The following is a 12653-nucleotide window of genomic DNA, read 5'->3' as shown; positions in this document are numbered from 1 at the left end:
TCACACGATTGCAATGAAGCTGTGAGAGTTGACAATTAATTTCCATTGAGGAAATTAATTGTCAACTCTGGAGAAGGTCACCGTGAAGCAATCGATACCTCGTGCGCCCGGACGCGGACGCGGATATGTAATGGTCTCTCCAAAGAATGCGCTCTCCTCCCGCACGAGGCTGGGTAAAAGCATCGCCGCCGACAGGAAAGTTGCTCGTGGGGTTGCGCAAAAGTACAGAGCTGGATCGAATGAGCCGTTTGCGTCTTGGTCCTCTGGGACTACTTCGATCGTGAACGAGTTACGCTCTCTGAAGGTGCGCGGCGGTATGACGAAATGGTCCATACGATCGCCGCCACATCGAAAGTCTTCTCGTTCAGTGAAGCGTTGTCGAGCCACAGTGCTATGTTGCGCGTCGTGATGGCTAGCAAGATCATGAGTGACAAGACCGATCGTCGATCGCCATTGCCGGAGAAACAAATAGCGGCTCTTTGCTTCAGACATGTGGCGGGTGACGACGAACCGATTCAAGTGCTCCTGATTACAAGCCGCGACACCCGACGCTGGATCATTCCAAAAGGCTGGAGCATGCCGAAGAAGCGGCCTCATGAGGTGGCAAGGCTTGAGGCCTGGGAGGAGGCCGGCGTGCGGGGGTTTGTGAGGAAAAAGCCTTATGGCTATTATACCTACAGGAAGAGGCTCGACGACGAAATCAGCAAATTGCTGATCGTCCAGGTCCATCTGCTGAGCGTCCTCGAACTTGACCGCGTTTTTCCGGAAAAGGATGAACGGGAGTTGCGCTGGTTCTCCCCTGCCGCCGCCGCCGCCGCCGTCGAAGAGCCAGATTTGAAGCTGTTGATCGCCAATGTCCGCGACTTCGCGATCGAATTTGTTAGCGCGAAACTTGAATGGTAGTCAGGGCAGAAACAAACCAGGCGCGCCGGCGCTCCACTGATGTGGCATGTTTCCACCGGTCAACTCATATGGTTGCGAATTTCCTCACTTGTCACAAGTGACTGTTGACGCGCCTTCATTGAGATGCCGGCGAAACTGTTGTGGTTCTTTTGACCGCCCTGCAATTCAAGGCAACTCCGAGGACCGCAACGCAAGTTTGGTGCAGTCCGTCACTGATTGATTGCTCATCTGTCGACGTTGCATTTCCATGGCAATAAAGAAAGGCCCGGTGGAAAACCGAGCCTTTCCGCCTTTGACCGGAGATCAGCCGATCAATGAAAGAAGCCTGAGGAACTGGAATATCAGGCTTCTCTTACCCGGTGGGGCCGGATTATTTCAAGATTAGAAGCTACGCTGGAAGCGGAGGATGCCAGCCCACTGATCTTGCTTGACCGAGTCCCAGCTGGTGTAGGAGACGGCTGGCTCGATGAGTAGATCCTTAACCGGATACCACTTGACGTTCGTGGTTGCGGCAAAGATCTTGGAGTCGGTGTAGGCGAGTTGGAGGTTAAATTTCAGCTTGTTGTTGATCGGAACGCCCACGCCGCCCCAGACAGCCCAATCGCCCCAGCCGCATAGATCGCCACGACCGGTTGGGCAGGCAGATGCGTCCAGGTTCGAGCCGGCATACTGGTTCAGCTTCTTGCCATCGGTGTTGTAACCACCCATTAAGAAGGCCGAAAAGACACCAAAGTCAGCGTCGATGCGAGCCTTGACGGCGCCTTCTTCGACAATAGAGTCGTAACCGCCGACAACGCGGAACTGCCATGCGCCAGCCTTATAGCCAGCACCGGCAACGACGTTCGGAGCGTAGTGGTCAGCTTTTGCTTTAACCCAAGCGCCGCCGAAGGAAGATGAATCCGAACCGGAGTTGCTGTCTTCGAGCGAGACGACGGCCGTGAAGCCGTTGCCGGCGTCGTAGTTGTAGGTGATTTGGTTGAGTTCGTACGGACCGTCATAGATCACGTCGTCGTTGATGACGTCGCCGGCATAGCCGGTGTAAAGGTTGTAGGCTGAGTCCTTCTTGCCGACGGTGAAGCCACCGAGGCTGATGTAGGACCACAGCAGGTTTGTACTGGTTGTGCCGCCGTCGTTCCAGTCCCAACGAAGAATGGTTTCGGTCTTCAGCGGACCGTATTCAGTATCGCTAGCCGTGTCGACCTGAAGGTGCGCGCGGGTGTGCCACTTGGTGCCGAGAGTGGCGGTCGGATTATAGCCATTGTACCAGAAGCCTTCAGATCGGACATAACCGCCGATCTTAAGGCAGGTTTCGGTGCCGGGGATGTAAAAATAGCCAGCACCATACGCATCGCAAATGCGAACATATTCTAGTGGTTCCGGCTGGGCAGCAACGACTGCGTCTGCGGCATGTGTGACGGAAGCTGCCGCGAGCAAAGCAGCTGACGACAAGAGCAAATGTCTGATTTTCACGAATACCCCCTTAAAGGTAGCGTTGGCATGGTTTGCCGACACGTCAAAAACAATTACTTGATCTCAAATTCAAGCAATGAAGACTTCGCAAAAATCGGTAGCCCCATCAAATATTAAGTGCAACTTCATAAGTATATATTGGTTCAAATCGGCCGGAAGTTACATGTATTGCATCGTCAGAGCAAATCCGGTGCGGAGTTGCAACATATTAAATTTATATAATGCAAATATGCAACAGTATATTGTGAAATATAAGAAGTAATACTTACTATGTGCACCTCGCGCGCAGATTTAGTAATGGAGGATGAACGGGCGTCGGAGTCTGGATCGAACTGCTAGCGAACGGAGCCAGATGCTGTTGTTAGCGGCAAGCGCGATAAACAATTGAGGAAAACATGGACATGAATTTTCGAGAAAAGATGACCGGCCTGAGAGCAGTCGCAGACGTCCGGCTCATCACTCGGGAAAACGGATCAGGACGCGGACAGCGTCTCTTGATGTGTAGAGCCTATCGTTCAAATGCACCAACATAGGTTGGCGCTCACCTGTCCAGATCAAATTCCCCACGCGTGTGATCCAGATACCGAGGAGGGGTGGAGATTTTTTCGCAATTTTGATGGCTTCATGGTGAACTGCGATCTGGATCACGACAGTCGCCCTTACGAAGAGAGGCTTTTGAAGCGCTGATCGACAAGGCAATGCCCTTTCTCGACGCCGGAGACGGACGCAATGCGTTGAATGTCCTCGAGCCGGTGACCGAGACGCTCGTGCCGGTATGGCATGAACAGGCCGATTGGGACGAGACGCTGCATGAGTTCTTTCCCGTGCTCGGCCAGAGGATTGCTGAGGCAGTTTTGATGAGCGACCTCCTCCCGGAAGAGCGCGACGATCTGATGGTTCGGCTCGACGTATGGCAAGGCATGCTCGATGAATATGGTCTCGATCAATATCTGCAGGTCGCAATCGACGCCCTCGACCAGGGTTGGGACGAGTTCGGTCTTAAGGAGGTTCTTGCTGGACAGGGCCGCTCTTGGCCACTCTCCGGCAACAGCGATTGGACGACGAAACGGCTGACGGAGGCACGATTGCGGGTTCTTGAGATAAGAGGAAGTACGGAAGAATTCCTCAATCTCGCCAGTGCCGCGGGGTGCCATGGCGACCATGCGATGATGCTGGTCCGGCTCGAACGGATTGCGGATGCGCATAAATATGCCTGCAAACGGTTCCGCTCGGCTGACGAAGTCCTCCAGCTCGCGCGCCTTTTGAAGGAGAGGGGACAGATCGATGCGGCTCTGGAGATCGCCGAATGGGGGCTAACGCTGAGACGCGATGGCGAGGTCTCATATGAGGGATCACCTCGGCACGCTGATTGATGCCGAAATGCGAATATCGTCTTCTATCCAACTGGGATGCACGCGGCGCTTGCTTGCTGGCTGGCTGGCTGGCTGGCTGGCAGGATATATCGTGATGTAAACTTGCTTGGATGACTAGGAATTTGCAAGATGTGATTATCGCTACCAGGAAATATTGGAATCTCTTGCGCGTTATTGTATGTCCGCGTAGGGAGACGTTGTCCGCCGCATCTTATCTTTCACCGCATTATTGGCTCTTCTCAGAAGCCTACCGGAGCGAAACGAGATATGGAAAGTTGTATGCGATTCTGATGTTTATTATGGCCGATAAAAATCTAAACGCATTGCGCATTGCTTTAAATTTCAATTTTTCTATAAAATAACATTAGAATTCTGTATAACTCAATGATTTAATATCAAAAAGTTTGCGATTACAGGAATTTTATTTGTAATAAAAGTCAATTTGCCAATGAGCGCTACAAGCAATACATCCATCCATCGTTCGCCCATGTCTGCTGTAACAGTTCAGCCCATGCATAATTGAATCTATAGAGACCTCGCCACGATCGCATTAGGAACCTGCCGCTTCCTTGGCGAATTAATCACAGCATTGGTGTTTTGTTCACTTTGACCGCCCTGGGCGAGATACGTCATGGTACCATCTTCCGCGACAAAAAGCTGGAAGATGGACGGCCCTCCATCATTAGCCCACGCCTGCTGGGTCGAAATCTTATCGAGCGTAAGCCCCAGGAAGACGGCGCCAGCTTGAATCAACGTGCGGAATTCATTCATAGTCAAGCCGTCATCCCGATCGCAGGTATACGCGTGGAAAAGCCATGTATCATTATGCTGCGAGACGCCGGAGCGCTCGTTCGGCTCCATGACGTGGGCCAAGTTACCAGGGACGCGAGCCCAATAAGATCTAATATATTTGTTATCGGGCGCACTTGCCGCGTATCGAACAGATCCGTCGGCCTTATAGAATTCAAACTTACCGGCTTCAGCGAGGCTTTCCTTCTCGTTTTCAACGGTCACGGTCGTTCCTTTTCGTCGGAGCAAGTCGTCGTACTGCTTGTCCCAGTTGACGAAACTTTCCCACAGCGGACTGGGAATTTTTCGTCCCGAGCGATCGTGTGCAAAGTGACTGAATCTGCCCAGAATGGTGTTGATCTGCGTAAAAGTGGGAGTTGCAACAGCTAAGGGGTCGCGCAGTGAGGGACCCGCCGTGAAGCCGCTGCCATCGCTCATCTTGCGGAAGAGAAGCTCGTGTTTGTATGCCGGAGGCACTGACACGTAGTTCTGGCTGAGGGTTGTATCCCCGACAGACTGATATAGACGGCTATCTGGCAGTAGACCTCCATGCTCGATATCTAGGTATAGTCTCGGGTAGTGAATAAAGAACCCGCCGTTAACCGCAATGAATGGACCTCGTTCGCCGTCAACGATCTCAAGAGCCGAGGCAACCCCTGTCTCCGGCCCAACAGCCTTTGTTTGGGCACGTTCGACCTTAATGACGCTATAGCAGCCCTTATCTCTCATTTTCGCCAACACCTGATGGACGAGAGTTTCCTGTGCATCAACCTCATGCCAGCCGGCCGAGCGGAAGAAACGATAGCGGATCATGCCGTCGGCCAAGACGTCCGCGATCAGGCTGGGATGATCGAGGTTTCTTGAGGGCTGCCTTGCTGTAGATCCGCTCATCATTGTGATCGGCGTTGACAATCAGACAGAGGTATCGATTGAAGATGAATATGCCAAAGGTTCCATTGCCAGCTGTCCCATGGTGGCATAATATTTGCATTTTAAATTTGGCTGATTTATCGCAGTACCACATGGGTGACGCAGGATATAGCTGGCAGCATAGTATTCTAATGCTTCGGTCGATTTGATAAATCAGCGAGGTGGATGTAGCCGCATGGGTTAAATCTCCAAGAAATATGAAGATAGTATTTTAGTGCAGCGTATATGATGCTGACTTTATGCTGCTTATTTATTTGTGAAAGCTACTGATCGCCTGCTTTTGATTCGGCACCTCAATTGAGTGATCATGGTATAAATTTATATAATATACAGGATTATATTGCCCACACGCGCGTTCCTGCGCGTAAAGACTATATATCAATTCTTAGTTAATATATTTTCCGTTAGGTGACTAGAATATAACTGCCGTGGTATTAATATAAATAGACATTCGGATATTATCTAAAAACGTTATCTATAGAAATATATGTATTATGAATATCGTTATATATATTATAATATAAAACATGATATACAACATATTCTACGAATATTGTAGATTTGGAGACGAGCAGAGATACAATAAATGTTTCTACATTTCTAAATTAAATGCAATAACTGGCACGCTGAAGTTGACAAAAATATTATTTTATTACTGGTGAATTATTCGTCGGAATGGATGACGCAGGAAACTAACTTTGATGCAATAAACTATGCAAATGAGAATAATGTTGGCTCAGATGGCTTCCGAGATGATTATGCAGGTAATCAGATGCGTGCCCCCAGTCACTCCTAGCCCAGATCCGGAAACAGCACACCGAGTTCGCCGAGAATATTAGAGAGAGCATCCTCATTGGGAATAACGAAGACGTTGGGCCCAGCGGGCTTGGTGTCGGGCGTGCCCACCCAGAACGCGATGCCATTTTCCTTGTTGCCAACAGCGGTCAAAAGATCCCTATCGTTTTCACCGTTGCCGCACGCAATATGAAAACCGATCTTGTGAGCGAGTTGCTTGACATAAGCGAAGTAGCCTTCGCGCTTGCCGGGCGTTTCGTTGGGCATAAGACAATGACCCTCCGATACTGCGATTGCACGGAAAGCACGTCCGGAAGGGTCTACTATGCGCGGGAGAAGCGATGAAAGGAGATCTCCGGCTGATTGGTAGCACGGATGGGAGTCCCACATCTGACAGCCGTAGAAATGCTCCATTGGAATGCTGCGGATTCCTGGAGTGTTGCCGAGCTTGCTCTCCATAACCGTGTGAACAGCGTCCCAATTGGGTGGAAGAACTGGTTCAAGACGTTTACCCTCGAAGATTGTGACCGTCCCGTCATTCCCTTGAAAGCCAATACCCGGAATTGCTTTAAAGGGCGAGCCCGCAATTTCGTCGCAGTGACGAGCGGATGTGAGCAATAGGTAGTGCCCCTTGTCGGCAATCTTGGTCAAAGTCTCAATGATATCGATGGCAGGATTAATTTCCCAGCACTGACGGCTCCGATCTTGTTTGAATGTGGTGCCATCGCCGTCGAAGGCGAGCAGAGCTCTGAGAGCGGGATCCGCAAGTTGACGTTGAACCCGTTCCTCGATGTCGTGAATGAGATCAGTAAGAGACATGTCCAAGGGCATTTGAGGGTAGCAGGCTGTCCAATGAAGCCTTAAATGCAAGGTAGTGTGAAATAAGGATGAGTTGACTTTTTGGACAGTGAAATGGGCTGTCGGTTGAGATGAGCTGGCTGGCAACTATCAGCATGGGCCACGCTGACAGATGTTTGCGTGAAGGCACAACTAAGGCAAAGTTGACCTGCATATCCGTTGACTTCATATTGAGGCACAAACTATTCACCTCTCATTATCCAAAATCGTGCCTTTCTGCGTCTTGCAATCATGCCAGCCAGCGATGCAACGTGCGCTGCCGCGGTCGCCTTCCCTAAGGGCAACTGGAAGCAAGAACTTGCTGCGCTCAAGGCGGTCAACGACCCTCCCGAGGTGATTGAGGTCGCAATCGGAAGGAGCCTTTGCGGCATCTGTAATGTCGTTGCTGCAATGGAGCCTGAAAGGGTGAGGGGCCTCGGTGAGGTCATCAGGCGTATGCCTGCCGTCAATCGGCGCCTCGCCATGGCAGCTACCGAGAAGCCACTTCGTGATCTTGGAATCGGGTATCAATCAGCCGTCTGTCATCCAGATATCACCAACGCCATGATGGCGACGACTGAGGGGATGAGTTACGCTCTTCGCCAGAAGATTGAAGCAGAGGTTAAAGGAGCGGTCAACGACGGTGCGGTCGTATATCTCTTTGTTCAGCCTAGAATGAATTCCGGGGGCAACCCGGTCTCCATGCATTTTACTCTACAATATCACGGTGCCGCGGACACCCTTGGCTGCCGTATGATTGAGAGCTTCAACTTCATGAAGGGCGACGACTCGGTCGTGTCGGAAGAGCTCAGAGATCACTGGAAGAAGCACCAAATTGGCATTCCCGGGCCGCGCTTGCCTGAATCAAAATTCGAGCGTCTATTCGCTCCCGTGCCGGCGAATACCAAACTGGCGGTCACCGATTTGACCCATCTTGGTCCCGTTGACCGCGACATTGCACTGTTGGGAAGCACTGTATTTGGTATCGCCGCAAACAAGCCTGGGACTATTGTTTACGCGTGTGACAAGGTTCTTCGATTGGAAGTAGGAGTAGAGTCTCATCGTCGGCTCGAGGTTCTGCACCGGCTTGGCGAGCAAGCCTATGGCAACGGGCATGTTACGAGTTTTGGTCTACACACCGGCCCAGGCTCCTGCCTCCATATTGGCGCAGCGGCACTCCATACATTTTTCAATTGCTCGAATCTCTCATCTCTGCCGTTGAGCCAGGTTTTTGTTCTCTTCTGCGATCATGCTATGTGCGCTTATTCCGCGAGAGAGAAGGGGCTTGCTCTCACCGATTTTGCTCCCAATGTTGATATATTTGAACTTGTCGAGCCTCGGGCCGTGAAGCAATATGTTCTAGATCTTTTAGATGCTCCCACGATGGTGGATCCTCGCGATCCGTTTCGAGCTAGCTTCTGCAGCCAATATATCCGCTTCCGTGAGCCGCATCCTTGTGAAGCGTTTAACCAAATTGGTGTTTTGATCCTCGATGCTGCTGCTGAAATGCTCGAACGTTATGCCAAATTCCTAGAAGACGGTGGAAGCGATGATAATGAAATTGCGAGCATCAAAGACGTGTTTGGTTTTATCTGATAAAATATAATAAACAGGATATGAAAAAGAAGCGGTATACTGCAAACTTAAAATTTGTTTGATATGTGTGTTGTCTTTGTAATGCAAAATTTCTTTTAAAATCTGTTTGGCATAGTGAAAAGCGATGAATTCAGGTCCTAATTTTATGACCTTTTTGAATTTTGGTTCATCTTTTTAATTGTTGACTTTGTCTTGGGGGCAGCTTTATTGAGTTTCAATGACATGTCGCAATTTAAGTATACATCAACATAAAAAGGATATAGCGGTAGATATTTTTTCATTTCATATATATATTCTATCCAGATTTACATTGATAAGGCACGCCACTATAACGCAAGATAAATCCCTTATTCTCTCTGGTGCTCCTCCACACCCACGTGATGGATCTTCCATATAACCGCCCCCGTTTCCCTCTGTTTGCCATTACCAGTCTACTCAGTGCAGCCAAATTGCAACGAGTAATTTCTCAGGCCTTTGTCCGTTATGATCAGTTTTGCGATCAACTGTTAAAATATCAGCAAAACTGGACGGATTGGGTGTTCGACCAAGGATTTGCAGAAGCCATTGAAGACGTGGCGCTGGTGTTCCAGATTGAACCTTGTTTTCATGGTCCCCGAACAGGCACCCTAGAAGTGCTGAGACCTCGTCGCACCCAGGTCTTCATTTATACGTCGTACCGCCGGTTGTGCCACTTGGTCGCGAACCAATGCATCGCTCAGCCTGGAGATGCCGTACTGGCTTGCATGACCCCGCCCTACGTGAGTGACCTCTCATTGCAGGAAATGTCTCGAGCCCACAACAGTTTTTGCCCAGGCAGTTACACGAACATCGCAGACGTACAATGCTTCATCGCCATCCAACTCAGCAGCCTATTTGTTGAGGAGGGCACATGTGATGTGCATGGGCGAAATGGCTTAAAAATAACCTGCCGCTTCTTTCGTCGTCCTGCTGAGTCCTTCAGCCGTTACGACATAGTCGCCACAGGGTCAGTGCTCTTCCATAATGCATTGGACCAGCCAGCGAACTACAATGAGCCCCTTTCCTGCTTCGACCTGCGGTACGACTATCAGGTTTTCCTCCATGAGCGCGATGCCCATGATGGTGTGGGGCATTATCCGGAAGGCGCGCCACCACCTAGTGTTGCCATCGTAGGGGGTGGGCTGTCCGGCCTTGTTGCTGCCACAGAACTACTTAACGCTGGCGTCAGAGAAATCACCCTCTTCGACACGATTGATGAGGTTCGGAGTTTGGGGGTATCGCCGATGCCAAACGGCGACGCTCACCAGGCCTTGACGTCGTTCGGTGTCATGCCCTTCTCCGCCAACCAACTTTGCCTGTCATATTATCTGGATAAGTTTAGAATTCCGTCCAGTCTTCGTTTTCCTTGTGCGGGCAGCGATTACGCAGCACTCTGTTTCCGACAAAAACGCTATGAATGGCCGGCTGGACAAGCTCCACCGGTGGTATTGCAGAGGGTATGTGCAGGGTGGGAGAACCTACTATACCAAGGGTGTGAACGGAACGGCAGGAGGCTGATCGCTCCGATGGATATCTTTTTCATGTTGAAAGGTCGGCGTTATGATGAAGCCTCGAAAGCACGGCGGGCTTGGCTCCAAGAGTTTGGAAGTCTCACTTTCCATGCCGTTCTGATTGAGATCTTCAGCTGTGGTGTTGCCGGTCCCGGTGGCGCGGCGTGGCAAAGACCTGTTGATTTCGAGGCCTTCGGGATAATGAGATTGGGGTGCGTCCGAATTTCTTCCTGTTACAATCTACCATTTTCAAAGATCCTGGACTGGATAACCAATGGGTATGAGGAGGGCCGGCAAATTTCGATTGGAGGGGTTCATCTTTTGCAGGCTCTGATGCGCATTGAACTATTTCAGAAAAATGCACGACTCTATTTTGATTCCGTGCGTGGAATAGCCGAGGAGGGTGGGAGATTGAAGGTATGCATGGAAGATCATTCGCATGTTTTTGACCGTGTCATCATCGGCAGGCGTGCTGGGGCCGCCGCAGTCAATATCAGTTCGGATGGCGATGGGGCGTGTGCCAGCAACGATGCCGAACGCGCCGCCGGAAAACCGTCTGCTGCTGTCAACGCAGCACTGTTCATGGTCACGAAGCAAAAATTCTGGGTTGAGGCCAATATCCCAGCTGTGATCTGGACGGATGGGCTTGTCCGTGAGCTGTGTTGTATTGACATCAAATCGCCGTCGGAAGAGGGCCTTGTCGTTCTTCACTATGCATTGGACGACTATTTATCCCGCCGGAGCGGATGCGATGACAAGAAGAGGCTGTGCTTGGAATTAGTCAGGGGGCTTGCTGGTGCCTTTCCTGAAGTGGCGTGTCACCTGGTTCCAGTCAACGAAGACTATGAACGATATGTCTTCGATGGCCACCTAACGGATGGATTTAAGGGAGCTTTATGGAGGGAAAATTCGCTGGACAAAGATCAGTGCATCCAAGATCTGCCGGGGAGTAATTTTCCCATAGGGGAGGGGGGAGGAGTTTATCTGATTCACGGTGACGACTGTGTCACCGGAGCCTCGATCGAGGAGGAAGTGAAGGCGGGCATCAAAGCGGCTTGCGCCGTCATCCGCAGCACCGGCGGGACGCTCACTTCACTCCAGCCGGTGGACTGGAATAAAAAATAAAACCTTCCCGATTAAGTTATATTGAATGTATTGTAGCGTATTAACCCCGTAGGCATGAAGCTGCAGCAGCATCTTAATTCGGTGTTCCTATCAATAAATGAGTTATGTCCCGTTCATTGTGTATTACACTATGCATGCTTATCAAAATATAATATAATTACATTTTAAGTCTGATATTAATTGGAATTCCAAATAATCCTTGATTCGTATCTTCTAGGTGATTGAACGGTAGTAAAGGGTTCACATATTCCGAAAAATGTTTTTGTGATTTCCTTGTCTGCCACGTGCTTTCTTGACAGCAAAAGTGGGTCACTTCATAAGAGCATTAATTGACCACGCAACTCGAAATATTCCCCACTAACATAATGAGGTCATTGCGCTCGTCACGGGTAGCAGCCCCACTTGCCTTTGCCACTTTATTTATTCTTTGGTCCACTAGCCGCTCCTACATATATTAATGGAGAAGATAAAGTGTCACTATCGGCTCCTGTTCAATTTTGAATTTTACAGGGAGTTGATGTTGTCAATTAAACAGCTTGAAGGGAAAGCCGCAATCAACGGGGCACCGTCAACAGCTCAACGAAAAAATGCTTGTAGATTCCACAGAGCCCACACCTTTCGGCGCTGGGCCTACCGTCACTTTTCCTTAGCTTTCAGGCAACCACAAGAAAAAGGCCTATATAGATCCATTCATCAAAACAAAAAATTCCTTAGATCATGCTGTAATGCTTCAATACTGTAAGTATCCTTCCTCCATTATTTCGTTTGCAAGCGTAGTGTTTTTTCTGACAGCACCTTCTTTTCCAGAATGGAGTTAGCCGGAATGAATGTTGGCGACATGGCCCGGACCTTTGGAGAGGCTTCGCTCGTCGTCTCTGACCTAGTTTGGCGGCCAATAGCCAAGAAGAGGAAGGCCAAGAAGAAGGAAGTCAAGCAAGTGTCCCCAGATGTCCCCCCTGACCACGTTGCTGACTTTGTTGAGCTGAGCGTCGCTCCCCTGGCGATGACTTCCCGGGCTCGTGGCCTGAAAATTCAGACCTATGGGGTTAATACGCAGTTCTAAACAAACCTACGGGGTTAATACGCACGTGAGCTCACTATATTCGATTAGTCTCCGTGCCGGAGATGATATCGATTATTTTCTCGTTGTTATAATAAGTTGCGAGCCACGCTGCGATTGTTTTTTATTTTTCTATATAGTACTTTAACGTCTCTCTAGAGCGGTTCGTAATGTCTGAAAAATATGGTTTGTAATATGTAACTTTGTGATAATCGTAAAGTCATGAATGTATTAGCAGTTACGTTT

General features: G+C 49.8%; 8 protein-coding genes. 5 read left to right on the top strand and 3 right to left on the bottom strand.

Translation table 11 applies throughout. From position 1 onward, the window contains the following. Positions 1-324 precede the first annotated feature (324 nt). The gene (locus O8B93_RS11865) at positions 325-903 is read left to right on the top strand and encodes an NUDIX hydrolase (RefSeq protein ID WP_309568503.1); all 579 of its coding nucleotides are present in this window, start codon (positions 325-327) and stop codon (positions 901-903) included. A 381-nt stretch (positions 904-1284) separates the two neighbouring features. Here O8B93_RS11865 and O8B93_RS11860 read toward each other — a convergent pair whose 3' ends face one another. Further along, a complete protein-coding gene (locus O8B93_RS11860) occupies positions 1285-2373 on the bottom strand; it encodes a porin (RefSeq protein ID WP_269710221.1) in 1089 nt (362 codons plus the stop codon). Positions 2374-3071: 698 nt separating this feature from the next. On the opposite strand from O8B93_RS11860, the gene O8B93_RS11855 reads away from it, so the two are divergent. Next, entirely contained in the window at positions 3072-3746 is a 675-nt protein-coding gene (locus tag O8B93_RS11855) for a hypothetical protein (RefSeq protein ID WP_269710220.1), read from the top strand. 525 nt (positions 3747-4271) lie between these two features. Here the strand turns inward: O8B93_RS11855 and O8B93_RS11850 are convergent. Together O8B93_RS11850 and O8B93_RS11845 are read right to left on the bottom strand one after the other, a co-directional pair. Then, entirely contained in the window at positions 4272-5348 is a 1077-nt protein-coding gene (locus O8B93_RS11850; protein ID WP_269710219.1) for a hypothetical protein, read from the bottom strand. Between the two features lie 909 nt (positions 5349-6257). Beyond that, positions 6258-7079, bottom strand: a complete 822-nt coding sequence (locus tag O8B93_RS11845; RefSeq protein ID WP_269710218.1) for a hypothetical protein — start codon at positions 7077-7079, stop codon at positions 6258-6260. A gap of 270 nt (positions 7080-7349) precedes the next feature. Between O8B93_RS11845 and O8B93_RS11840 the strand changes: the two genes are divergently transcribed. The 3 genes from O8B93_RS11840 (at position 7350) to O8B93_RS11830 (ending at position 12410) form a co-directional block, all read left to right on the top strand. Next, entirely contained in the window at positions 7350-8693 is a 1344-nt protein-coding gene (locus tag O8B93_RS11840) for a hypothetical protein (RefSeq protein WP_269710217.1), read from the top strand. A gap of 380 nt (positions 8694-9073) precedes the next feature. Then, positions 9074-11347, top strand: a complete 2274-nt coding sequence (locus tag O8B93_RS11835) for an FAD-dependent oxidoreductase (RefSeq protein ID WP_269710304.1) — start codon at positions 9074-9076, stop codon at positions 11345-11347. 823 nt (positions 11348-12170) lie between these two features. Further along, on the top strand, positions 12171-12410 hold the full coding sequence (locus tag O8B93_RS11830) for a hypothetical protein (RefSeq protein WP_269710216.1): 240 nt from the start codon (positions 12171-12173) through the stop codon (positions 12408-12410). The last annotated feature ends 243 nt before the right edge of the window (positions 12411-12653 follow it).

It is taken from the genome of Martinezella rhizogenes (genome assembly GCF_027460065.1).
Lineage (GTDB): Bacteria > Pseudomonadota > Alphaproteobacteria > Rhizobiales > Rhizobiaceae > Agrobacterium > Agrobacterium rhizogenes_C.
Note: the sequence above shows the minus strand (reverse complement) of the source record. Positions and strands in the feature narration are given on the sequence as shown.

Excerpts from the sequence above, each read along its gene's own strand:
- O8B93_RS11855 (WP_269710220.1), top strand. The coding sequence starts at position 3,072 with ATGCCCTTTCTCGACGCCGGAGACGGACGCAATGCGTTGAATGTCCTC.
- O8B93_RS11830 (WP_269710216.1), top strand. The coding sequence starts at position 12,171 with ATGAATGTTGGCGACATGGCCCGGACCTTTGGAGAGGCTTCGCTCGTC.
- O8B93_RS11850 (WP_269710219.1), bottom strand. The coding sequence starts at position 5,348 with ATGATCCGCTATCGTTTCTTCCGCTCGGCCGGCTGGCATGAGGTTGAT.
- O8B93_RS11840 (WP_269710217.1), top strand. The coding sequence starts at position 7,350 with ATGCCAGCCAGCGATGCAACGTGCGCTGCCGCGGTCGCCTTCCCTAAG.
- O8B93_RS11845 (WP_269710218.1), bottom strand. The coding sequence starts at position 7,079 with ATGTCTCTTACTGATCTCATTCACGACATCGAGGAACGGGTTCAACGT.
- O8B93_RS11835 (WP_269710304.1), top strand. The coding sequence starts at position 9,074 with ATGGATCTTCCATATAACCGCCCCCGTTTCCCTCTGTTTGCCATTACC.
- O8B93_RS11865 (WP_309568503.1), top strand. The coding sequence starts at position 325 with ATGGTCCATACGATCGCCGCCACATCGAAAGTCTTCTCGTTCAGTGAA.